Genomic DNA, 23,716 nt, shown 5'->3' with positions numbered 1-23,716 from the left:
CGTCGAGGTCGGTGGCCTCGGCGACGACGGTCGCCCCGGACACGCGCCCGCCGCCCAGCGCGAGGAGCGCGGCGCCGAGCCCACCCGCGGCACCGGCACCGGCGTCGGCGGTGATGTCGCGCCCGGCGAGCTCGTTCAAGGTGATCGACCATTCGGTGAGGCGCTTCTCCAGGAGTTCGACGGTCTCGGGGTCGGCCCCCTTCTGCGGCCCGAACACCGCGGCCGCACCCAGCGCACCGAGCAGGGGGTTCTCGACATCCGACGCCACGACGATCTCGATCCCGGCGAGTCGCTCGCGCGCCTCTTCCGGGCCGCCGAGTGCGTCGACGAGCCCCGCACCGCCGTCGGTGGTCGAACTGCCGCCGAGTCCGACGACGAGGCGTCGTGCTCCGTGCGCCAGGGCCGCCGCCACGAGTTCGCCGACGCCGTGTGTTGTCGCCGCGACCGCGGTACGCGGGGTCGGCCGGCCGCCCAGCTGGTGGAGACCGCAGGCCTGGGCGCATTCGACGTAAGCGGTCGACGATGCGGCGTCGAAGAGCCAGTGCGCGGTGACGCCGGCGCCGAGCGGACCGTGCACCTCCTCGGCGACGAGGGTGCCGAACCTCGAGGCCAGGACGTCGACGAATCCCGGCCCTCCGTCGGATTGCGGTGCGAGGACGAGGGTGTCGTCGGGTCGGGCGGCCGCCCAACCGCGGGCGATGGCGTTCGCGGCCACGACGGCGGACATGGTGTCGCCGAAGGAATCCGGCGCGATCAGGATGTGCAGGCGCCGACTTCCGTCCCGGGTCATGAGCACGAAGTATAGGAGCGCCACCGCCACCCGGCAGGGCGACCGATTCGGGTGCAGGTGAGGGTCCACCGAAAAGCGACGACCACGCGTTTCGACCGCAACCGCGATCACCTACCCTCGTAGGCGTGAAGCTGCCATGGAAGAAGGACGAGACGTCGGAGGAATCCGGCGAGAGCACGGTGACCACGTACGCCGCCGACGACGCGGCCACCGAGGACTCCGCGCCGGCCAAGGGCAGCAAGACCACCCCCGGAAAGGGCCGTCCGACCCCCAAGCGCCGTGAGGCCGAGAAGCGCCGTGGGCCTGTCGCGCCGCCGCCGACCAACCGGTCCGAGGCACGCGCGCGCAAGAAGGAACTGAAGAACACGCTCTCCAAGGACGAGAAGAAGCAGCTCGCCGCGGAGCGCCGCGCCAAGCGCCTCGAGCAGCGTGAGCGGATGATGGAGGGCGACGAGGCCTACCTCATGCCCCGCGACAAGGGCCCGGTCCGTCGCTACACCCGCGACATCGTCGACGCGCGCCGCAACTTCGCCGGCCTGTTCATGCCGTTCGCGATCCTGCTGATCGTGCTGATGTTCATGGTCCCGCAGGCAGCCGGGCTCACCAACCTGATCCTCGTGGCCTTCGTCGTCCTGATGGCCGTCGACGGTTTCATCCTCGGTCGTCTCGTGAATCGCCGTGTCGCCGAACGTTATCCGGACTCGCAGGACGGCGGCTTCAAGCTCGGCTGGTACGCCTTCACCCGTGCGATGCAGCTGCGGAAGATGCGTGCACCCAAGCCCTCGGTGTCGCGCGGCGACGAAGTCTGATCGATGGCCGATCGCGCTATGCGCACACTCGTCCTGGGCGGTGTGCGTTCGGGTAAATCCGCATACGGCGAGTCGTTGCTTCGGGCGCATCAGCAGATCCGATACCTGGCCACCGGTCCGGTGACCACGACCGACGCCGAGTGGACGGCACGGGTCAACACCCACAAGCAGCGCCGGGACGCCCGCTACACCACGATCGAGACCACCGATCTCGCCGCGGCCCTCCGCGCGGCACCCGACATCCCGGCCCTGATCGACGACCTCGGCAGCTGGCTCACCGCGCGGATCGACGCCGTCGACGGTTGGGACTCCGGTTCGGAGATCGACCTCGACGCCGACATCACCGAGCTCTGCGACGCGCTGCGGGCGATGAGCGCCGACGTGGTGCTGATCAGTTCCGAGGTCGGCCTGTCCCTGGTTCCCCCGACGCCGGCCGGCCGGTTGTTCCAGGACCTGCTCGGCATCCTGAACTCCGCGGTGGCACAGGCCTGCGACCGGGTGTCCCTCGTGGTCGCCGGCCGCGTGCTCGACCTGCCCGGCTCGTCCGTCGAAGATCACACCGGCGCACCGGTTTCCGCGGCACAGTCCGGTCCGCCCGCTCCCGCCCCCGCGCCGGTCACGACAGCACCGGTGGCGACCCCCGCCCCGGTCACGCCCGGACCGGTCGCCGAGCCGACACCCGTCACGACCGACGGCGAGCTCCCCGATCCCACCGACGCCGAGGTCTTCGACCCGATCACTCCCCCGAGCGAGGCGGTCGCCTTCGAGGCCCGCGAGCGCCAGAAGACGCTCACCAAGCCGCCGGGTTCGCTGGGTCGCCTCGAGGAGATCGGGGTCTGGATCTCCGCGTGCCAGGGCCAGTGTCCGCCCGCGCCGATCACCTCGCCGAGCGTCGTCGTCTTCGCCGGCGATCACGGCGTCGCCCGCGGCGGCGTCTCGGCGTTCCCGCCCGAGGTGACCGCGCAGATGGTCGCCAACATCGAGTCCGGCGGCGCCGCGGTCAACGTCATGGCTGCCCGCGTCGGTGCTTCGGTGACGGTCGTCGACATGTCCGTCGACGCCCACACCGCGCCCCATCTGTCGACCTTCAAGGTCCGCCGCAGCAGCGAGGACCTGCGCACCACCGACTCCATCACCCTCGCCGAGGCCCGCGCCGCGCTGGCCGCCGGTCGCGCGATCGCCGACCGGCTCGTCGACTCGGGCAGCGACCTGCTGATCGCCGGCGAGATGGGCATCGGCAACACCACCCCCGCCACCGTCCTCATCGGTGCGCTCACGCGCCGCGAACCGGTCGAGATCGTCGGCCGCGGAACGGGTGTCGACGACCACGGCTGGATGCGCAAGACCGCCGCGATCCGCGACGGCATGCGCCGCGCCCGCAAGGTCGTGCACGACCCGCTTGCCCTCCTCGCCGCCGTCGGGGGCGCCGACCTGACGGCCACCGCGGGCTTCCTCGCGCAGGCCGCGCTCCGCCGCACGCCGGTCATCCTCGACGGTGTCGTTATCACCGCGGCCGCGATGGTCGCCAACGAGCTCGCACCCGGCGCCACGCGCTGGTGGATCGCCGGGCACCGCTCGGTGGAGCCCGCGCATCAGATCGCGCTCGACCACCTCGACCTCGAACCGGTCCTCGACCTGTCGATGCGCCTCGGCGAGGGCAGCGGCGCGGTCCTGGCGCTGCCGGTCGTGCAGTCTGCCGCCGACGTCCTCATCTCGATGGCGACCTTTTCCGAGGCCGGGGTAACTGACCGCGACGATTCGGCCGTACCCGAAGCCGCCGAGACGTCCTGAGACCCATGACACGTCCGGTCGCGCGATGATCTCGCCGCTACGGGCGGTCCGGACCGCACTGTGCTGGATGACGGTTCTGCCGGTCGGCACGGGTACCGACCCGGACCAACCACCGGATCGCGCGGTGGGCGGTGCGGTGATGTCCGCACTCCCCGTTGTCGGCATCGTGGTGGGTGCCGCGGCCGCAGCCCTCGCATTCGGGCTGTCGTTCACCGATCTCCCCACCGCGCTCATCGGCATTCTCGTCGTCGTCCTGGCGGCGGCGCTCACGCGGGGAATGCACCTCGACGGCCTGGCCGACACCGCCGACGGACTCGGTTGTTACGGCCCGCCGGAGCGGATCGCCGAGGTGATGCGCAGCGGGACCGTCGGTCCGTTCGGCGTGGCGACCCTCGTCCTCACACTCGGGGTACAGGCCGCCGGGTCGACCGACCTTGTCGGCGAATCACGGTGGTACGAGCTCGCTTTCGCCATCGCCCTGGGTCGGCTGGGAGCCGTGGTCGGCACCCGACGATCCATCTCCCCCGCTCACCCGAACGGCTTCGGCGCCCTCGTCGCCGGTACGCAGCGGGTCTCGATCCCGGTGTGGTGCCTGGTCGCCGCCGCAGCCACGGTGCCGATCGGACTGCACGACAACGGGTTCGACGTAGCCGCGGTGGTACAGGCGCTCGTCGTCGTCCTCGCGGTCGTGGTGTTCGCGTGGGCGTTCACACGGCACTGCGCACGCCGCATGGGCGGGCTCAACGGCGACGTCCTGGGGGCGACCATCGAACTAGGCGTCGCCGTCGCGCTCGTCGGACTGCTGGTCTGACGATTCGGAGATCCCTTGCGCGAGCGGGACCCCGCCCTGCTCCCTGAGCCGCGAGCGCGACCCCTCTGCTCCCCGAGGTGCGAGCGCGACCCTCTGCTCCCTGAGGTGCGAGCGCAGCGAGCCACGAAGGGCCGGCGACGTCATGTCACCAAGCCTTTCGTGGCTCGTCGATTACGCTCCTCGCACTCAGGCACCAACCGGGTGGCCCGGCCTGAGTGCGTCTTGCTCAGGCTCGGTAGAGCTCCGTCATCCACCCGTGGGTGTCGGCGAAGGTGCCACGCTGGATGCCCGTGAGGGTGTCGCGGAGGGCCTGGGTGATCTCACCGGTCTGACCGTTGTTGATCGTGTAGTCCTCGCCCACGCCCTTGACGTGACCGACCGGGGTGATCACCGCGGCGGTGCCACAGGCGAAGACCTCGGTGATGTCGCCCGAGGCGACGCCCTTGCGGAGTTCCTCGGTGGTGATCTTGCGTTCCTCGACCGCGAAGCCGGCGTCGGTGGCCAGCGTCAGCAGCGACGAGCGGGTGATGCCCGGGAGGAGCGAACCCGACAGTTCCGGGGTCACGAGGCGGGCGTCGGCGCCGGAGCCGAACACGAAGAACAGGTTCATGCCGCCCATTTCCTCGATGTAGCGGCGTTCGATCGCGTCGAGCCAGACGACCTGATCGCAGCCCTGCTCGGTGGCCTGACGCTGCGCCAGGAAGGCCGCGGCGTAGTTGCCGCCGCACTTGGCGAAGCCGGTGCCACCCGGAGCGGCGCGCACGTACTCGGTGGAGAGCCACACGCTGACAGGCTTGATGCCGCCGGAGAAGTAGGCGCCGGCCGGCGAGGCGATGACGGAGTAGATGTACTGCGACGACGGCGCATTGACACCGAGACCCGCCTGCGAGGCGAACATGAAGGGCCGCAGGTACAGCGACTCCTCACCGCCGGCCGGCGGAACCCACGCGTTGTCGGCGTCGAGCAGAGCCTTCAGCGATCCGATGAAGTCCTCGATCGGGAGTGCCGGCATGGCGAGACGCTCGGCGCTGCGCTGCATCCGCTCCGCGTTGGCCTCCGGGCGGAACGCGGCGATCGAACCGTCGGGCTGACGGTAGGCCTTGAGACCCTCGAAGACCTCTTGACCGTAATGCAGGACCATCGCCGAGGGATCCAGTGCGATCGGTCCGTACGGCCGTACCTGCGCGTTGTGCCAGCCCTTGTCCGCGTCGTAGTCCACCATCACCATGTTGTCGGTGAAGTGGCGGCCGAATCCCGGGGCGGAGAGAATCTCCGCGCGACGGTTCTCCGACACCGGATGGGGATGCTCGGTACGGTTGAACTCCAAGGTCATGGGGCCCATGGTACCGCTGGCCGCAAAAGCATTTCCGCGGCCGTCCGATGCGTGTGAGGCGGCCCATGGACCTGCGTCACATCGCGGTCACACGTGCGAGGGCACGAACGGCGGGATGACGACCTCGCACGGGAGATCTCGCCCACGCACGTCGACGACCACCTGATCGCCCTTCTTGATTCCCGACGCGGTGTCCAGCAGCGCGAGCGCGATTCCCTGCTTGAGGGTCGGCGAGAACGTGCCCGAGGTGCACACCCCGATCTCCGTGTCCCCCAGCTTGACCGCACAGTCGGCGCGCGGCACGCCGCGGCCGGTGGCCTTCAGTCCGTAGAGGCGACGCGCCGGACCGGCCTCCTTCTCGGCGAGTAGGGCGTCGCGTCCGAAGAACGACGGCTTGTCCCAGCCGACCGCCCAGCTCGACCGCGCCTGGACCGGGGTGATCTCCGGGCTGAGTTCGTGGCCGTGCAGGGCGTAACCCATCTCGGTGCGCAGGGTGTCGCGGGCACCGAGTCCGGCTGCCTGCCCACCTGCCGCGGTGATCGCCTCGAGCAGCACGTCGAAGACCGCGCCGGCGTCGTCCCAGCGGGGCAGGATCTCGTAGCCGCGTTCACCGGTGTATCCGGTGCGGCACACGCGGACCGGCTTGTCGCCGTCGGCGGTGGAGAGCTCGGCGTCGGCGAACGCCATGTACTCCATGTCGGCGGGCAGGCCGAGTCCTTCGAGGACCTCCGGCGAGCGCGGGCCCTGCACGGCGAAGACCGCGAAGTCGCGGTGCTGGTCGGTGATCGAGATCCCGTCGGGCGCAACGGCCGACATCTGCGCGACGACGCTCGCGGTGTTCGCGGCGTTGGGGACCAGGAACACCTCGTCGTCGCTCACGAGATAGGTGATGAGGTCGTCGACGACACCACCGGATTCGTTGCAGCACAGCGTGTACTGCGCCTTCCCGGGAACGATCTTGCCGAGATCGTTGGTGAGGGTCGAGTTCACGAACGCGGCGGCCCCGGGACCCGACACCAGCGCCTTGCCGAGGTGGCTGACGTCGAAGATCGCCACGGCCTCGCGGACCGCGGTGTGCTCGGCGACGGTGCCCGCATAGGACACCGGCATGTTCCAGCCGCCGAACTCGGCGAAACTCGCACCGAGGGCGGCGTGACGGTCGGCGATGGGGCCGGCGAGGAGTTCACTCATGGCCCACACGGTATCGGGCCGCACCCGCCGGCCGGGCCGGTCCCGCGGTCGCCGCCGACATCCGGCGCGCTGTGGCAGAGTTGAGCGGGTGAGCAAGAACGACACCGTCGACCGCGTACGCGGCCCCGAATTCGACCTGTCCACCTCGATCGGCAAGGGCGACGCCGCCCTGGTCATCGGCCTGATCAGCGCGCCGGACGGCGACGAGAAGGCCGACGGCAAGGATGAGTCCACCGCCGAGCCGACGCTCGCCATCGGCGACGGCGTGCTCGACGACGCCCAGGCCGCGGCGATCACCTCCGCGCTGACGGCCCTCGGCGCCACCGGGAAGCACGGCGAGGTCACCCGCCTCGCCGCACCCGAGTCGCTGCCCGTCGACCTCGTCGTCGCGGTCGGCCTCGGCGACGCCGACAACCTCGACGACGCCGACCAGGTCCGTCAGGCCGCCGGCATCGTCGTCCGCGAACTCGACGGCCTCGAGTCGGTCGCGACCACCCTCTCGTCCGTCGACCTCGCCGCCGCCGCGGAGGGCCTGTTCCTCGGCGCGTACCGGTTCGACGAGTTCCGCTCGGAGTCGTCGAAGCCGAAGAAGACACCGCCGCAACACATCACCCTGCTGGTGGAGTCGAAGTCCAAGGAGGCCAAGGCCGAACTCGACCGCGCGATCGCGGTCGCCGATTCGGTCGCCATCGCCCGCGACTTCGTCAACACCCCGCCCAGCCACCTGTTCCCGGAGGAGTTCGCGGCCCGCGCCCGCACACTCGGGTCGAAGGCCGGCCTGAAGGTCGAGATCCTCGACGACAAGGAACTCGAGGCGCAGGGTTACGGCGGCATCATCGGCGTCGGCAAGGGCTCCTCGCGTCTCCCCCGCCTCGTGCGCCTGACCCACGCCGGCAAGAAGGCGACCAAGAAGGTCGCCCTCGTCGGCAAGGGCATCACCTTCGACACCGGCGGCATCTCCATCAAGCCGGCCGCGAACATGGACCAGATGACCTCGGACATGGGCGGTGCGGCCGCGGTCATCGCCGCGACCATCCTCGCCGCCCGCCTCGACCTCGACGTCTCGGTCACCGCGACCGTGCCGATGGCCGAGAACATGCCCTCGTCGACGGCCCAGCGTCCCGGCGACGTGCTGACCCAGTACGGCGGACGCACGGTCGAGGTCCTCAACACCGACGCCGAAGGCCGGCTGATCCTCGCCGACGCGATCGTGCGCGCGGCCGAGGACGACCCCGACTATCTCATCGACACCGCCACCCTGACCGGTGCTCAGATGGTCGCGCTCGGCACCCGCACCCCGGGCGTCATGGGCACCGACGAGTTCCGCGACCGGGTCGCCTCCCGGTCGGCCGACGTCGGCGAGAACGCCTGGGCCATGCCGCTGCCCGCCGAGCTGCGCGCAGACCTCAAGTCCCGGGTCGCCGACCTCGCCAACGTCACCCCGCACCGTTGGGGCGGCATGCTCGCCGCGGGCATCTTCCTCAGGGAGTTCGTGCCGGAGGACGTGCAGTGGGCCCACATCGACATCGCCGGACCGGCATTCAACACCGGCGGCCCGTGGGGCTACACCACCAAGGGCGGCACGGGCGTACCCGTCCGCACGATCGCAGCCGTCCTCGAGGACATCGCGGCCAACGGCTGACATGTCATGCCGGCGACGGTTGAGAATCGTTACCCGCGAGTACGAGCCGAATCCGGTCCACCAAGCGGCGTACGGGTAGGGTGATCCGCGGGGACGAGTGGCTGATCCGCCACCCGTCTCGGCGGTCCCCCCGACCGCTTCCCACCCCCGTGCCCACGGAGCACACACCGACGGGCCACCCCCTACAGACCACCACGTCGAGTTCAGGAGTTCACAACGATGGCCTTCTCCGTCCAGATGCCCGCCCTTGGTGAAAGTGTCACCGAGGGGACAGTCACCCGGTGGCTGAAGGAGGAGGGCGACACCGTTGAGGCCGACGAGCCCTTGCTCGAGGTGTCGACCGACAAGGTCGACACGGAGATCCCCGCCCCCACCTCGGGTGTGCTGACCAAGATCCTCGCCCAGGAAGACGACGTCGTCGAGGTCGGTGGCGAACTCGCACTGATCGGCGACGCCGACGAGGCCGGCTCGGACGATTCGGCCGGTGGCGACGAGCCCACCGAGGCCGCCCCCGAGCCCGAACCCGAGGAGGCGGCCGAGGAGCCGTCCACCGAGGAAGAGGCACCCGCCGAGAAGCCCACCGCCGACACCGGTTCCGGTTCGGCCGAGGGCACTGACGTCCTGATGCCCGAGCTCGGCGAGTCCGTCACCGAAGGAACGGTGACCAACTGGCTCAAGGCCGTCGGCGACGAGGTCGCCGCCGACGAACCGCTGCTCGAGGTCTCCACCGACAAGGTCGACACCGAGATCCCCTCGCCGGTCGCCGGCACCCTGCTCGAGATCCTCGCCCAGGAAGACGACGTCGTCGAGGTCGGCGGCAAGCTGGCCGTCATCGGTGACGCCTCGGCCGCGCCGTCCAAGAAGGAGCCCGAGCCGGAGCCGGAGCCCGAGCCCGAGCCGGAGGCCAAGGAAGAGCCGAAGGAAGAGTCCAAGCCGGAACCGAAGCCCGAGCCCAAGGAAGAGCCGAAGGCGCAGGCCCCCGCCAAGTCGGACCCGCCGACGGTCGAGTCGACCCCGTACGTGACCCCGCTGGTGCGCAAGCTGGCCGCGGAGAACAACATCGACCTGAACTCGATCAAGGGCACCGGCGTCGGTGGTCGTATCCGCAAGCAGGACGTGCTGGCCGCGGCCGAGGCCGCCAAGAAGCCGGCCGCCGCAGCGGAGAAGAAGGCCGAGCCGGCCGCCGCCGCGTCTGCCTCGTCGTCGTCGGCCTCGCCGGAGATCCGTCCCGAGCTCGCCGAGCTGCGCGGTACCACCCAGAAGATCAACCGGATCCGCCAGATCACCGCCAAGAAGACCCGCGAGTCGCTGCAGCAGTCCGCTCAGCTCACGCAGGTGTTCGAGGTCGACATGAGCAAGATCGTCAGCCTCCGCAAGGCGGCCAAGGACGGCTTCAAGGCGTCCGAGGGTGTCAACCTGACCTTCCTGCCGTTCATCGCCAAGGCGGTCGTCGAGGCGCTGAAGGCGCACCCGAACGTCAACGCGTCGATCGACGAGGACGCCAAGGAGATCACCTACTACGACAAGGTGCACCTCGGTATCGCCGTCGACACCCCGCAGGGTCTGCTGTCGCCGGTCATCCACAACGCCGACGACCTGTCGGTGGCCGGCCTCGCCCGCGCCATCGCCGACATCGCGGCGCGTGCACGCTCCAACGGCCTCAAGCCCGACGAGCTCGCCGGTGGCACCTTCACCATCACCAACATCGGTAGCCAGGGCGCGCTGTTCGACACCCCGATCCTGGTCCCGCCGCAGGCGGCGATGCTGGGCACCGGTGCGATCGTCAAGCGTCCGGTCGTCATCACCGACGAGGACGGTTCGGAGTCGATCGCGGTGCGGTCGATGTCGTACCTGCCGCTGACCTACGATCACCGCCTCATCGACGGTGCCGACGCGGGCCGCTTCCTCACCACCGTGAAGAAGCGCCTCGAAGAGGCCACGTTCGCCGCGGACCTGGGTCTCTAGGCAACCGCCGAGCCGACGACGCCGAGGCAAGCGATGCGCATAGCCGTCGCAGGTTCACAGGGCCTCATCGGGAACGCCCTGGTCAACTCGCTGCGCGCGGCGGGCCACACGGTCATCCGTCTGGTCCGCCGCGAGGCACTCGCCGACGACGAGTTCAGTTGGGATCCCGAGACCATCGGGATGCCGGCGGAGAGTCTCGACGGTGTCGACGCGGTGGTCTCGCTCGGCGGCGTCGGCGTCGGCAACGGCCGGTGGACCGGCCGGTTCAAGCAGGAGTTGCGCGACTCCCGCATCACGCCGACCGAGGTTCTCGCCGAGGCGGTGCGCGACCTCGGCATCCCGACCTTCATCAGCGCCAGCGCCACCGGTTACTACGGCGACACCGGAACCCGGGCCGCGGTCGAAACCGACGGCCCCGGTGAGGGTTTCCTCGCCGAGCTGGTCGTCGACTGGGAGAAGGCCGCGACCACCAACGTCGGCCCCGACACCCGCGTCGTGTTGCTCCGGACCGCACCGGTCCTCAGTTCGCAGGGCGGTCTGCTCGGCAAACTCCGTCCGCTGTTCAAGCTCGGCCTCGGCGGCCCGATCGGCAACGGCAAGCAGTACTTCTCCTGGATCAGCCTCATCGACGAGGTGCGGGCGATCGAGTTCCTCCTCGATTCCCCCGACATCGCCGGCCCGGTCAACCTGAGCGCCCCCGGTTCGCTGCCCTTCCGCGAGTTCTGCAAGGCCCTCGGCAAGGCCGTGCACCGGCCCGCCGTGATGCAGGTGCCCGAGTTCGTGGCACGCCGCGTCGGCGGCGAGATGGCCGAGGAAATGATTCTGTTCAGTCAACGCGTTGAACCCCACGTGCTCACCGACCACGGATTCACGTTCAACCACCCCGAGATCCGCGAGGCCCTGGCCTACGCGATGAAGCCGGCAACATGACCCACCGTTCCGTCCGCGCCGACTCGACACCTGTCGAGGTCCGGCACCTGGGCACCGTCGACTACCGCGATGCCTACGAGATGCAGCACCGGCTCGCCACCGAGCGTGCCGACGGCACCCTCGACCACGACGTGCTCCTCCTGCTCGAACACCCGTCGACCTACACCGCGGGCAAACGCACCGAGGACGCCGACCGCCCCACCAACGGCGCACCCGTCATCGACGTCGACCGCGGCGGCCGGATCACCTGGCACGGACCGGGACAGCTCGTCGGCTACCCGATCGTGAAGCTCACCGAGCCGCTCGACGTCGTCGAATACGTACGACGCCTCGAGAGCGCTCTCATCTCCGTGTGCGCCGGCCTCGGCGTCACCACCGGACGCGTCGAAGGACGTTCGGGCGTGTGGATCGTCGACGACGCGGGTGAGCGCAAGCTCGGCCAGATCGGCATCCGCGTCGCACGCGGCGTCGCGCTGCACGGGTTCGCACTCAACATCGACCCGGACATGTCGGCCTTCGAGGCCATCGTGCCGTGCGGGATCGCCGACGCCGGCGTCACCTCGCTGTCGCGTGAACTGGCACAACCGATCTCGGTCGCCTCTCTTCTCGACACCGTCGCGGCCGCCGTGCTCGACGCCCTGGACACCCCGCGGGAGGCCGCTCCGACGGCGTCCGAGGGGCCCGCGACAGCGAGCGTAGGATCGGTCCGGTGACCGCGTCCCCCCTCACCCCCGGACCCGGTGCCCCCGACGCCACACCCCCGGCCTCGGCACCCGCACCGAAGACCCCCGCACCTCAGAGCAGCGCTCCCGCCTCGCCCGCTCCCGAGGGCCGCAAGCTGCTGCGCCTCGAGGTGCGCAACGCGCAGACCCCGATCGAGCGCAAGCCCAGCTGGATCAAGACCCGCGCGACGATGGGCCCGGAGTTCACCGAACTCAAGGGACTCGTCAAGCGCGAGGGCCTGCACACCGTCTGCGAAGAGGCCGGCTGCCCCAACATTTACGAATGCTGGGAAGACCGCGAGGCCACCTTCCTGATCGGCGGCGAGCAGTGCACCCGACGCTGCGACTTCTGCCAGATCGACACCGGTAAGCCTGCCGAACTCGACCGTGACGAGCCGCGTCGCGTCGCCGAGAGCGTCCAGGCCATGGGTCTGCGCTACTCGACGATCACCGGCGTCGCCCGTGACGACCTACCCGACGAGGGTGCGTGGCTCTACGCCGAGACCGTCCGCGCCATCCACCGGCTCAACCCCGGCACCGGCGTCGAGAACCTGATCCCGGACTTCCACGCCAAGCCCGATCTGCTGGCCGAGGTCTTCGAGGCCCGGCCCGAGGTGCTGGCCCACAACCTCGAGACGGTGCCCCGCATCTTCAAGCGCATCCGTCCGGCGTTCCGGTACGAGCGCTCCCTCGAGGTCATCACGGCCGCTCGCGATTTCGGCCTGGTGACCAAGTCGAACCTGATCCTCGGGATGGGCGAGACCCCCGAAGAGGTGCAGTCGGCGATCATCGACCTCCACGAGGCCGGTTGCGACATCCTGACGATCACCCAGTACCTGCGTCCCTCGCCGCGGCACCATCCCGTCGAGCGGTGGGTCAAGCCGGAGGAGTTCGTCGACCATTCGGAGTTCGCCCAGGAGATCGGCTTCGCCGGAGTCATGGCCGGGCCGCTGGTGCGCTCGTCCTACCGTGCGGGGCGTCTGTACGCGCAGGCCATGGCCCATCACGGCCGGGAGATCTCGCCCGCCCTGGCGCATCTCGCCGCCGAGGGTTCGGCCAGCCAGGAGGCGTCCAGCCTGATGGCCCGCCTCGCGCGCTGACCGCGCCCGCACCCCGCTTGCCGACCATGCGGCAGGTCACCAGACGACCGGACGTAAACTGGCCGTATGGCAAAGGCGCAGTCCGTGAGCAAGGAAGCAAAGGCCGCTAAGAAGCAGGCCCGCAAGGCTGCATCGAAGGAACGGCGCCAGCAGTTGTGGCAGGCGTTCCAGATGCAGCGCAAGGAAGACAAGCGACTCATCCCCTACATGGTGGGTGTGATCGTCCTGTCCATCGCCGTGTTCACCGGACTCGGCTTCCTGCTGGGCTCGCCGTGGCTGCTGATCCCGCTCGGCGTCGTGCTGGGTGTGCTCGGCGCGTTCATCCTGTTCGGCCGTCGTGTGCAGAAGAACGTCTACACCAAGGCCGAGGGCCAGCCCGGTGCCGCCGGATGGGCGCTGGGCAACATGCGCGGCCAGTGGCGCGTCGCCCAGGCCGTCTCGGGTACCTCGCACCTCGACGCCGTGCACCGCGTGATCGGCAAGCCGGGCGTGATCCTCGTCGGTGAGGGCTCCCCCACCCGCGTGAAGTCCCTGCTGAACCAGGAGAAGAAGAAGGCCGCCCGCGTCGTCGGCGACACCCCGATCTACGAGATCATGGTCGGCAACGACGACGGCCAGGTCCCGCTGTCCAAGCTCGAGCGGCACATCAACAAGCTGCCCAGCAACATCGACCGCAAGCGCATGGAGACCCTCGAGGGTCGTCTCGCCGCACTCAGCAGCAAGGCCCCCGGCCCCGGTATGCCCAAGGGCCCGCTGCCCGGCAACGCGAAGATGAAGAGCATGCAGCGCACCGCGCGTCGTCGCGGCTGACGCGAAACCCACCACCTACGAAGAAACCCACGACCCCGCTCGGGTCGTGGGTTTCTCGTCGTTGCTGAAATCCGCCCCCAGAAAGCACCCTGCGCAGCTACGCCGACGGCGTCACGTCGCCCGTCGTTCGCTGGAGGACCGATCTCAGGTGTGCATCTCAGGGGCGGTTTTCGGCCTGCGGCTCAGCGGGTCCGAAGGATTGCCGTTCCGGTGGCGCGGTCGTGCAGGGCGCGACCGTTGTAGTCGTTGATCAGGGCCGGCACCAGGAACACCATCAGCAGCTGACGGAAGAACGCCCGCACGATGCCGACGGCCGCCGGGCTCTCTTTGCCTGCGGCCTCGGCGGCGTTGCGCTCAGCTCCGAAATCGACGCGGGCCACGCGCATGCCGACGGCGAACTGGCCGGGGGTGAAACCGAACAGCGAGACCGCGAAGACGCCCATGACGAACCAGATGCCGAGCTGGGTGGTGCCCAGGACAGAGGACTCGAACCCGACGAAGAGGATCGCGAGGCCCCCGGCGATCAGCCAGTCGACGAGGAGTCCGGCCACGCGCGGCCACCCGGTGGCCAGCGAGCCCGGCCCGGACGCGGGCAGACCGAGGTCCTGACCGCGGTAATCGTTGTCGACGCCGTCGCCGGGACCGATCTGCGGTCCCGACAGCCAGGAACCGGTTACTCGTCCCATCGTGATGACTCCTCTCGCGGCCGCGGCGCGTCGTCGACGACCACGGCGTTCACTGGGGTCCATCGTAGTCGGGGCCGTTACCCCTACCGCCCTCCCCGGTCACCGCAGCGGGCTAGGGTGGGAACTGCCGAGTGCGTTCACCGAGGTATGAGCCGTGTGTCGCCAAGAACACCGGGTGTGTAACACGGGGGAAACACGGACTTGACGCCTGGGCAACTTCGCCTCCATACGGTTGCCGCTGAGATCCGCTGCTGTTTCTCGGTGGCGGATGTGTGTGGCGTGTCAGTACCACTGACCACCCGATCACGAAGGAGTCACCGCACGGTGTACAGCAGTAAAGAAGAACTACTCGAGGGCATCAAGAAGGAAGGTGTCGAGTACGTCGACATCCGATTCTGCGACCTGCCCGGTGTCATGCAGCACTTCTCGATCCCCGCTTCGGCGTTCGACGAGAGCGTGTTCGAGGACGGTCTGGCATTCGACGGTTCGTCGGTGCGCGGCTTCCAGTCGATCAACGAGTCGGACATGATGCTGCTGCCCGACCCGGCCACCGCGCGGATCGATCCTTTCCGCAAGGCGAAGACGATGAACATCAGCTTCTTCGTCCACGACCCGTTCACCCGCGAGGCCTACAGCCGCGACCCGCGTAACGTCGCGCGCAAGGCCGAGGACTACCTGGCCTCGACCGGCATCGCCGACACCTGCTTCTTCGGCGCAGAGGCCGAGTTCTACATCTTCGACTCGGTGTCCTTCGGCTCGGAGATGAACGGCACCTTCTACGAGATCGAGTCGGAGTCGGGCTGGTGGAACACCGCCGCGCCGACCGATCCCGACGGCAGCCCCAACCTGGGCTACAAGGTCCGCCCCAAGGGTGGTTACTTCCCGGTTGCTCCGTACGACCACTACGTCGACCTGCGCGACGAGATGTCGACCAACCTGACCAACTCGGGCTTCGAGCTCGAGCGCGGCCACCACGAGGTCGGCACCGCGGGCCAGGCGGAGATCAACTACAAGTTCAACACGCTGCTCCACGCGGCCGATGACGTGCAGCTGTTCAAGTACATCATCAAGAACACCGCATGGCAGAACAACAAGTCCGTCACCTTCATGCCGAAGCCGCTCTTCGGTGACAACGGCTCGGGCATGCACGCCCACCAGTCGCTGTGGAAGGACGGCAAGCCGCTGTTCCACGACGAGGCCGGCTACGCAGGCCTGTCGGATCTGGCTCGCTACTACATCGGCGGCATCCTGCACCACGCCCCGTCGCTGCTGGCGTTCACCAACCCGACGGTCAACTCCTACAAGCGTCTGGTCCCGGGCTACGAGGCCCCGATCAACCTGGTCTACAGCCAGCGCAACCGTTCGGCCTGTGTGCGTATCCCGATCACCGGCAACAACCCGAAGGCCAAGCGCCTCGAGTTCCGTTGCCCGGACAGCTCGGGCAACCCGTACCTGGCGTTCGCGGCCATGATGATGGCCGGCCTGGACGGCATCAAGAACAAGATCGAGCCGCACGAGCCGGTCGACAAGGACCTCTACGAGCTCCCGCCGGAGGAGGCCAAGTCGATCCCGCAGGCGCCGACCTCGCTCGCCGCTGTCATCGACCGCCTCGAAGAGGATCACGAGTACCTCACCGCCGGTGGCGTGTTCACCGAGGACCTCATCGAGACCTGGATCGCGCTGAAGCGTGAGAACGAGATCGAGCCGGTGCAGATCCGTCCGCACCCGTACGAGTTCTCGCTCTACTACGACTGCTGATCCCAGCACTCGACTACGACGCCCCGTCCGCGTTCTCGCGGACGGGGCGTTCGTCGTCTGCGGGGGCTTCTGCAGGCTCCTCGCCCCGGAGCATCCACACCGCCAGCGCAGCCGAGACGACGAGGACGCCGGCACCCGTCCATGCGGCGACGACGAGTCCGTCGACGAAAGCGTGCCGGGCGGCGTCGAGCACCGCGGCACCCTGATCGCCGGGGAGGTGCCGCACCGTCGCGACCGCACCCGCGAGGCTCCGTGAGGCCTCCCCCTCGGCCAGCCCGGAGGGGAACGAGGTTCGGAACACGGCGTTGACGACGCTGCCCAGGATCGCGATGCCGAGCGCGCCACCGAACTCGCTCGAGGTCTCCAGCAGCCCCGAGGTCGCGCCCGCCCGCTCGGCCGGGGCGATACCGACCACATAGTCGGCGATCATCGACGTCGTCGCGACGATCCCGGCGGCCAACACCGACGCCCCGACCATGATCGGGAGTATCGAGTCGGTCCCCGTGCAGGTCGCGAGGACCACGAACCCGACCGCACCCGTCACGAGTCCGGCGACGATCACCGCCTGCCGGCCGACCCGTTGCGCGAACACGGCCGCCGCCGGTGCGACCGCGGCCACGGCAACCGACGGCAGCAGGCTCCACAGGGCGGCGCGCAGCGGTGAGTACCCCAGTACCGACTGCAGATACTGCGTCATCAGGATGGCGTTGCCCAGGAGGGCGAACATGCAGATCAGGTTCATCCACATCGAGCCGCCGAACCGGCGCTCGGCGAGCAGTCCGACGTCGACCATCGGTTCGTCGATCCGGCGCTGACGGAGAACGAAGAGCACCCCCGCCAGCACGCCGGCACCGAGGACCGCGAGACGCCCAGGGGTGACGCCGTCGGCGGCGAGGTTCTTGATCGACGCGACCGCCGGCAGCACGGCCGCCAGCGCCAATGCCGCACTGAGGACGTCGATGCGCCGCGACGGGGTGGCGGTGTCGCCGGGCAGCAGCAGCGGTGCGGCAACGAGCAGGGCAGCCATGATCGGCACGTTGATCAGGAAGACCGACCCCCACCAGAAGTGTTCGAGCAGCAGGCCGCTGATGACCGGCCCGACGGCGACACCGCCGGCGAGTACCGCGTTCCAGGCCGCGATGGCCTTGGCACGCTGCCCGGCGTCGACGAAGACGTGGCGGATCATCGCGAGGGTCGACGGCATGAGGGTCGCGCCCGCCACCGCGAGCAGCGCCCGGGCACCGATCAGCATCTCCGCCGACGACGCGAATGCCGCGACCAGCGACGCCACACCGAAGCCGGCCGCGCCGATCATCAGCAGACGCCGATGCCCGACGCGGTCGGCGACCGATCCCATCGTGAGCAACAGACCCGCCAGCACGAACCCGTAGACGTCGAAGATCCAGAGTTGCTGTTCGGGCGTGGGCCCGAGGTCGGCGGCGATGTAGGGCACCGCGAAGAACAGGACGGAGACGTCCATCGAGACGATGAGCATCGGTAGACAGAGTGCGATCAGGGCGAACCACGGGGATCGAGTCGGCATGAGCGTCAGCTTTCTGTATGCAACATAGACTGTTTATGTAGTACGCAGATCGTAGGTCCTAACTGTGTATGCCACAAGCAGAAAGTACGATGAGCCCATGCCCGACCCCCGCCACTCCACCCCTGGGACCGAACCGGCGCGCCCGTTCCCCCGCTATCTCGACCTGCTGTGGGGCCGCGACGACCCGACGCCCCGGCGCGGCCCCCGCCCCACCCTGGCCATCCGGGACATCGGCGAGATGGCCGCCGAGATCGCCGACCAGCACGGCGTGGACGCGGTGTCGATGAAGGCGGTCGCGAACGGTCTGGGCCTGACGACGATGTCGCTGTACCGGTACGTCGACAGCAAAGACGATCTGCTCGAGGTCATGATCGACACCGGCTTCGGCCCCTTCGACGCCGACGTGACGGCCACCGGGACCTGGCGGGAGCGGCTCACCGGGTGGGCACTGACGGCCGCCGACGTCGTGCGCCGGCGCCCGTGGCTGGCGACCATTCCCCTACGACGACCGCCGGTCGGCCCCAATGTCCTGTCGTGGTCCGACGCCGGTGTGCGCGCCTTCGAGGACACCGGACTGACCGGGCAGCAGAAGCTCAGCGCACTGCTCGTCGTCGACGGCTTCGTCCGCCACCATGTGCGCCAGGCGAGCCAGATGGGCATGCTCGGCGCCCCGGGCACCACCGGGGCCGTCGAGGACTCCTATGAGCGCCTGGTGACCGAATACGCCCGGCCTGAAGTACTTCCGCATCTCGCGGCGGCGTTCGCCGACCCCGCGATGCAGAACTCCGACGACTTCTTCTCCGCGGAACTGGATTTCGGTCTGACGGTGATACTCGACGGAGTCGAACGTCTCATTGCGAGGACCTGAACGGACGGTGCTGTGATCTACCGCACAAATGTGACTTCTTACTCTGCCAAACCACAAGGTACGGCCTTAGTTTGGTCGCATGACCAGAGATGTGTATGTCGAAGACCTTGTCCCCGGTGACCGCATCAGCCTCGAGGGCACCCCGCGCGTGGTTCGCACCACCAGCCGACTCGACAACAATCAGTTGCGCATCGAACTGGTCAAGGGCAACGACGGCCTCCACGAGGTCGTGCTGGACCGCACCGTCAAGCTCCAGGTGAACTGAACCCCAACAGGTATTGCCGCTCTCAGGCGGCGCTGGCCGAATCGAGATCGCCGAAGACCGCTTGGTTGTGGCCGAATGCGGCAATCGCTTCGTCGACGAGCCGTTCCACCGCAGCGGCGTCGAGCGGCAGGGCGTCGAGCCGTGCGCGATAGGAATCCTTGTAGCGCTTGAGCTTCTCGATCTCGTCGAACGTGTAGAAACTCAGCGCCGAAGCGTCGACGCCGTAGTGCTCACGCATGCGATGGGCCACGACCTGTCCCCCGCTCAGGTCGCCGAGGTATCGCGTGTAGTGGTGTGCCACATAGCGAGCCGGGTCATCTCGTGTGGCCTCGATGGCCTCGACGTACCGCGCGACGGCCGGCAGCGGCGCGAACGCACTCGGGTCGACGCCGAACGACGCCAGATCGGCACCGAGCCTGGGGAGCCGACGCAACTTGTCGTCGATCACGGCACCGGCGATCGGATCGTCGGCGAGCTCGTCGCCGACGGCCTCGAGGGCTTCGTAGACGAAGTAGAGCTGTACAGCCAGCCTCTGGTACTCGCCGCTGTCGAGACGACCCGACATCAGATCGTCGATGAAGGGGGCCGTCTCGGCGCGCTGGTGCGCGGCGGCGGTCGCCTCGCGGAGGCGTTGGGAAATGCTGGGGCCCGCGGTGTCGGGACCGGAGATGCTGGCGCTCATGATGCAATCAGTGATACCACCAGCGCCCGGTGATCGGAACCTGGCAGGTGGTGACTGTCCATCGAGGTGGCCACGAATCCGCGCAGGATGACCCGATCGATGGCGACGAGCGGACGGTTGCCGATCCTCTTGTCCGTCGGATACGTCGGCAGGAAACCCGCGCCCGCCACGTCCGTACCGTCGACGAGCCCGTTGGTCAGCAGCTTGCGGTAGGTCGCGTGGTTCCAGGTGGAGTTGAAGTCGCCGATCGCGATCACCCTGCCCGCGGGCAGATTCGCGAAGTGGTCGGCCAGGATGCCCATGTCATGGAACCAGCCGTCCTTCTCCCCCCACAGCGGCGCGGCCGGGTGAATGGCCAGCACGTGCGTACCGGGTGCACCGGGCAGGTCGGTGCGCGCCTGCAGGTTGTGGAGGATGGTGTCGGGGATGTTGAACCGATCCGACAGGGTCGCCTTCGTGAACAACGCAGTCCCCGCCGCGTACGAATACGGTATGGCGAACTCGTTCGGCAGAAGACGTGCGATCTCGCCGCCGCGGATTCGTTGCAGCGCTTCGGGAGTCACCTCCTGCAGGGAGAGCATGTCGGGATCCGCCTGCGCCACGATGTCCTCCAGCGCGCCGACGTCACCGCCGCCGAAGAGCAGATTGGCGGACACGACGGTGAACTCCTCGCCCTGCGGGGCGCTTGCCGGGATCACCAGCGGGACCTGGGTGTAGGCCAGCACACCGGAGCCGACGAGCGCGATCGCCAGCATGAACCAGCGGCGCAACGCGGCGAAGATCGCGATGGCGACGAGCGCCGGGACGAGCGCGAAGGCCACCCCGCTCGTCAGATACAGCGCGACGTTCCCCCGCGAGGGATAGAAGTGCAGCCACACCGCCAGCACCACCCCGGCCAGCATCGCCCAGCCGAGGATGTACGCCGACACCCACAGAAACCTCTTCACTTGTCCCCCCCCGTACGGCAGCAGCGCGACTACGCGCCGAAGACCTTGAGCACCACGGCCTTCGCCCGGCGCGTCACCCGCAGGTAATTCTCCAGGAAGTCCGCGGCCTGGTCCTCCGGCCAGCCCGCCGCGTAGGCGATCTGCCGCAACTGCTTCCCCGGGCCCGGCAGCTGATCGACCGGCTTGCCGCGCACCAGGACCAGCGCGTTGCGCGCCTTGGTCGCGGTGATCCAGGCGTTCTTGAGCAGCGCGACGTCGTTCTCCGACAACAACTCCGCGGCGCCTATCGCATCGAGCGATTCCAGCGTCGAGGTGTTGTGGAGACTCCGGTAGCGGTGGGCGTAGCGCAGCTGCAGCAGCTGCACCGTCCACTCGATGTCGGCGAGTCCGCCGCGGCCCAGCTTCGTGTGTGTGGCCGGATCGGCCCCACGCGGCAGCCGCTCGGCGTCGACGCGGGCCTTGATGCGCCGGATCTCCTTGACCGCCTCGTTGCTGACCCCGCCGACCGGGTAGCGCACGTGGTCGATCATGTGCAGGAAGTCGATACCGAGAGCCTCGTCGCCGGCGACCTGGTGCGCACGCAGCAGCGCCTGCACCTCCCACGCCTGCGCCCACTGGGCGTAGTAGGCGGAATAGGCGGCCAGGGTGCGCACAACCGGGCCGTTGCGCCCCTCCGGACGCAGTCCGGTGTCGACCTCGAGCGGCGGATCGGCGCTCGGGCTGCCGAGCGCCGAACGGACGGTCTCGGCGATGGTCTGTGACCACCGGACGGCCTCGGATTCGTCGGCCTCACGGTCAGGCTGGCACACGAACAGCACGTCGGCGTCCGACCCGTACCCGAGCTCCCCACCACCGAGCCGGCCCATGCCGATCACGGCAATGCGTGCAGGCGCAGGCTTCCCGCGATCCCGTTCGGAGATGTTGATCGCCACCGTCAGTGCGGCGTTGAGGACCGCGGCCCACACGCTCGACAGCGCCTTGCACACGGTCGGTACGTCCATGAGACCGAGCACGTCGGCCGACGCGACGCGGACGAGCTCCGCACGACGGTGCGAACGAGCCACGGCGACAGCCCGTTTCATGTCCTCCTGACGCACGGTCGAGGCGATGAGGCCCTTGGCCACGTCCTCGGGCCGGATGGCGCACAGCTTCGGCCCGTCGGGACCGTCGGAGTACTGGTGGATCACCTCGGGCGAACGCATGAGCATGTTCGCGATGAACTCCGAGGTGCCGAGCACCTTCATCAGGCGCTCGGCGACCACCCCGTCGTCGCGGAGCAGTCGTAGGAACCAGTCCTTGTCCTCGAGCGCCTCGCACAACCGGCGGTAGTTGAGCAGACCGGCGTCGGGATCCGGTGTGTCACCGATGTGTTCGAGCAACTGCGGGAGGATCAGCAGCTGGATCTGACCGCGGCGCCCGGGGGCGTTCGACAACGCTCGGATGTGACTGAGCGCGCGGTCGGGCATGGCGTACCCCAGTGCGGCCAGGCGCCTCTCGGCCGACTCGTCACTCAGCGTCAGCTCGTCGGGCTTGAAACGGGTGACCGCCTCGAGCAGCGGACGGTAGAACAGCTTCTGGTGCAGCCGCCGGACACGGAGGGTCTGATGCCGGATCTGTTCGCGCAGCACCCCGGTCGCGTCGAGCTCACCCTCACGACGGATGTGGGCCGCCCGCGCCAGCCAGCGCAGCCCCTCGGTGTCGTCGGGCTTCGGCAACAGGTGCGTCCGCTTCATCCTCTGCAGCTGCAGCCGATGTTCGAGCAGCCGCAGGAACTGATACGACGCACTGAGATTCGCGCCGTCGTCGCGTCCGACGTAACCACCCGCGGTCAGCGCCGCCAGGGCATCGACCGTCGGCATCACCCGGAGTTCCTCGTCGACGCGGCCGTGGACCATCTGCAGCAGCTGGACCGCGAACTCGACGTCGCGCAGACTTCCCTGTCCCAGTTTGAGATTGCGGTCGCGCTCCCCTTCCGGGACCAGCGATTCGACGCGGCGCCGCATCTTCTGCACCTCGGGCACGAAGTCGGGACGCTCGGCGGCCTTCCACACCATCGGCTTGACCGCCGCGATGTACTCGTTCGCCAGTTCCATGTCGCCGGTCATCGCACGGGACTTCAGCAGCGCCTGGAACTCCCAGGTCTTGGCCCACCGCTCGTAGTACGCCACATGGGAATCCAATGTGCGGGTCAGTGCGCCCGACTTGCCCTCCGGGCGCAGCGCGGCGTCGACCTCGAAGAAGGCCAGCGAACCGATCCGCATCATCTCGCCGGCGATCCGGGAGGCGACACCGTCGGCCGGATCGCTGACGAAGATGACGTCCACGTCGCTCACGTAGTTCAATTCGCGCGCACCGCATTTGCCCATTGCGATGACGGCGATACGGACCGGGATCGGATCGTCGCCGCACACCTCGGTGAAGGCGACGGCGAGCGCCGCGGTCAGCGCGGCGTCGGCGAGGTCGGACAGGTAGGCGCCAACCTCCGGGAGCCACATCACCGGTTCGTCCTCGACCGTGGAGGCGACGTCGTGCGCGGCCAGCTGCAGGATCAGGTTGCGGTACGCCAGCCGGAGCGCGACCACGGACTTCGGCCCGGTGAGCTTTGCGCGGTAGACGCGGTTGCCCTTCTCGACCTCGCCCGGCACGGCTTCGGCGCCGACCGATTCGAGCATCCGGCGGTCGACCTCGTCGCGGTCGGGCAGCTCCTCGGCGAGCAGCAGACGCCACGTCGAAGGCTCGGCGACGAGATGGTCGGCCAGGGCGTCGGAAGAGCCGATGACGCCGAACAGACGCCCTCGGAACGACTTGTTCGTGCGCAGCGTCGCGTCGATCTCGGACCACTCGTCCTCGACGGCGCCGCGCAGGCGGACAAGCGTGCGGAGAGCGAGGTCGGCGTCGGGTGCCCGCGACAGCGCCCACAGCACGTCGACGGACTCGGGCGTGTTCCAGCCGAGTTCGGCGAGATTCTGCGGCGCGGAGGTGTCGAGCAGACCCAACCGTCCTGCACTGGGTACCGCGCTGCGTCCCGGTCGTCGTGTCACATCACAAAAATAGCGGCCCGACCACCGAAGAC

Annotated in this window: 20 protein-coding genes; 12 read left to right on the top strand and 8 right to left on the bottom strand. The window is 68.9% G+C overall.

Going from position 1 to position 23,716, the window contains the following annotated elements:
* Window positions 1-766, bottom strand: a 766-nt coding sequence (locus tag LQD00_RS08385; RefSeq protein ID WP_232716703.1) for a glycerate kinase family protein, incomplete at its 3' end; no start/stop codon positions are given.
* Between the two features lie 149 nt (window positions 767-915).
* Here LQD00_RS08385 and LQD00_RS08380 point away from each other — a divergent pair.
* Genes LQD00_RS08380 through LQD00_RS08370 form a run of 3 tightly spaced genes read left to right on the top strand, consistent with a single transcriptional unit; the run spans window position 916 to window position 4,201 of the window.
* Window positions 916-1,599 carry a DUF3043 domain-containing protein gene (locus LQD00_RS08380; protein WP_119032668.1) on the top strand — a complete coding sequence of 228 codons (684 nt, stop codon included), beginning with the start codon at window positions 916-918 and terminating at the stop codon, window positions 1,597-1,599.
* A 3-nt stretch (window positions 1,600-1,602) separates the two neighbouring features.
* Window positions 1,603-3,390: a nicotinate-nucleotide--dimethylbenzimidazole phosphoribosyltransferase gene (cobT, locus tag LQD00_RS08375; protein ID WP_232716699.1), complete on the top strand. Its 1,788-nt coding sequence runs from the start codon at window positions 1,603-1,605 to the stop codon at window positions 3,388-3,390.
* 25 nt (window positions 3,391-3,415) lie between these two features.
* Entirely contained in the window at window positions 3,416-4,201 is a 786-nt protein-coding gene (locus tag LQD00_RS08370; RefSeq protein ID WP_232716698.1) for an adenosylcobinamide-GDP ribazoletransferase, read from the top strand.
* A gap of 226 nt (window positions 4,202-4,427) precedes the next feature.
* On the opposite strand, the gene LQD00_RS08365 is transcribed toward LQD00_RS08370, so the two are convergent.
* The gene (locus LQD00_RS08365; RefSeq protein ID WP_232716697.1) at window positions 4,428-5,534 is read right to left on the bottom strand and encodes a branched-chain amino acid aminotransferase; all 1,107 of its coding nucleotides are present in this window, start codon (window positions 5,532-5,534) and stop codon (window positions 4,428-4,430) included.
* Window positions 5,535-5,621: 87 nt separating this feature from the next.
* On the bottom strand, window positions 5,622-6,725 hold the full coding sequence (gcvT, locus tag LQD00_RS08360) for a glycine cleavage system aminomethyltransferase GcvT (RefSeq protein ID WP_232716696.1): 1,104 nt from the start codon (window positions 6,723-6,725) through the stop codon (window positions 5,622-5,624).
* 88 nt (window positions 6,726-6,813) lie between these two features.
* Between gcvT and LQD00_RS08355 the strand changes: the two genes are divergently transcribed.
* The 6 genes from LQD00_RS08355 (at window position 6,814) to LQD00_RS08330 (ending at window position 13,894) form a co-directional block, all read left to right on the top strand.
* Entirely contained in the window at window positions 6,814-8,367 is a 1,554-nt protein-coding gene (locus LQD00_RS08355) for a leucyl aminopeptidase (protein WP_232716695.1), read from the top strand.
* Window positions 8,368-8,586: 219 nt separating this feature from the next.
* Complete coding sequence (gene sucB, locus LQD00_RS08350; RefSeq protein ID WP_232716694.1) at window positions 8,587-10,332, top strand: 2-oxoglutarate dehydrogenase, E2 component, dihydrolipoamide succinyltransferase; 1,746 nt, start codon at window positions 8,587-8,589, stop codon at window positions 10,330-10,332.
* Between the two features lie 33 nt (window positions 10,333-10,365).
* Window positions 10,366-11,262: a TIGR01777 family oxidoreductase gene (locus tag LQD00_RS08345; RefSeq protein WP_232716693.1), complete on the top strand. Its 897-nt coding sequence runs from the start codon at window positions 10,366-10,368 to the stop codon at window positions 11,260-11,262.
* Complete coding sequence (lipB, locus tag LQD00_RS08340; protein ID WP_232716692.1) at window positions 11,259-11,975, top strand: lipoyl(octanoyl) transferase LipB; 717 nt, start codon at window positions 11,259-11,261, stop codon at window positions 11,973-11,975. Before LQD00_RS08345 ends, lipB begins: the two co-directional genes overlap by 4 nt.
* Window positions 11,972-13,084, top strand: a complete 1,113-nt coding sequence (gene lipA / locus LQD00_RS08335) for a lipoyl synthase (RefSeq protein WP_232716691.1) — start codon at window positions 11,972-11,974, stop codon at window positions 13,082-13,084. The genes lipB and lipA overlap by 4 nt, the downstream gene beginning before the upstream one ends.
* Window positions 13,085-13,150: 66 nt before the next feature.
* Entirely contained in the window at window positions 13,151-13,894 is a 744-nt protein-coding gene (locus tag LQD00_RS08330) for a DUF4191 domain-containing protein (RefSeq protein ID WP_006867850.1), read from the top strand.
* Window positions 13,895-14,076: 182 nt separating this feature from the next.
* Here the strand turns inward: LQD00_RS08330 and LQD00_RS08325 are convergent, their stop codons facing one another.
* Entirely contained in the window at window positions 14,077-14,580 is a 504-nt protein-coding gene (locus LQD00_RS08325) for an RDD family protein (RefSeq protein WP_232716690.1), read from the bottom strand.
* Between the two features lie 324 nt (window positions 14,581-14,904).
* Between LQD00_RS08325 and glnA the strand changes: the two genes are divergently transcribed.
* Window positions 14,905-16,338: a type I glutamate--ammonia ligase gene (gene glnA, locus LQD00_RS08320; protein WP_232716689.1), complete on the top strand. Its 1,434-nt coding sequence runs from the start codon at window positions 14,905-14,907 to the stop codon at window positions 16,336-16,338.
* Between the two features lie 13 nt (window positions 16,339-16,351).
* Here the strand turns inward: glnA and LQD00_RS08315 are convergent, their stop codons facing one another.
* A complete protein-coding gene (locus tag LQD00_RS08315; RefSeq protein WP_232716688.1) occupies window positions 16,352-17,881 on the bottom strand; it encodes an MFS transporter in 1,530 nt (509 codons plus the stop codon).
* A gap of 97 nt (window positions 17,882-17,978) precedes the next feature.
* On the opposite strand from LQD00_RS08315, the gene LQD00_RS08310 reads away from it, so the two are divergent.
* Together LQD00_RS08310 and LQD00_RS08305 are read left to right on the top strand one after the other, a co-directional pair.
* The gene (locus LQD00_RS08310) at window positions 17,979-18,749 is read left to right on the top strand and encodes a TetR/AcrR family transcriptional regulator (RefSeq protein ID WP_232716687.1); all 771 of its coding nucleotides are present in this window, start codon (window positions 17,979-17,981) and stop codon (window positions 18,747-18,749) included.
* A 79-nt stretch (window positions 18,750-18,828) separates the two neighbouring features.
* Complete coding sequence (locus tag LQD00_RS08305; protein ID WP_006867855.1) at window positions 18,829-19,014, top strand: hypothetical protein; 186 nt, start codon at window positions 18,829-18,831, stop codon at window positions 19,012-19,014.
* A 22-nt stretch (window positions 19,015-19,036) separates the two neighbouring features.
* Here LQD00_RS08305 and LQD00_RS08300 read toward each other — a convergent pair whose 3' ends face one another.
* Genes LQD00_RS08300 through LQD00_RS08290 form a run of 3 tightly spaced genes read right to left on the bottom strand, consistent with a single transcriptional unit; the run spans window position 19,037 to window position 23,684 of the window.
* Window positions 19,037-19,696: a biliverdin-producing heme oxygenase gene (locus LQD00_RS08300; RefSeq protein ID WP_232716686.1), complete on the bottom strand. Its 660-nt coding sequence runs from the start codon at window positions 19,694-19,696 to the stop codon at window positions 19,037-19,039.
* On the bottom strand, window positions 19,693-20,643 hold the full coding sequence (locus LQD00_RS08295; protein WP_232716685.1) for an endonuclease/exonuclease/phosphatase family protein: 951 nt from the start codon (window positions 20,641-20,643) through the stop codon (window positions 19,693-19,695). Before LQD00_RS08295 ends, LQD00_RS08300 begins: the two co-directional genes overlap by 4 nt.
* A gap of 29 nt (window positions 20,644-20,672) precedes the next feature.
* A complete protein-coding gene (locus LQD00_RS08290) occupies window positions 20,673-23,684 on the bottom strand; it encodes a bifunctional [glutamine synthetase] adenylyltransferase/[glutamine synthetase]-adenylyl-L-tyrosine phosphorylase (protein WP_232716684.1) in 3,012 nt (1,003 codons plus the stop codon).
* Window positions 23,685-23,716 lie beyond the last annotated feature (32 nt).

The sequence above is a fragment of the Gordonia metallireducens genome, assembly GCF_021245825.1.
In the GTDB taxonomy this organism is placed as follows: Bacteria; Actinomycetota; Actinomycetes; order Mycobacteriales; family Mycobacteriaceae; genus Gordonia; species Gordonia namibiensis.
Note: the sequence above shows the minus strand (reverse complement) of the source record. Positions and strands in the feature narration are given on the sequence as shown.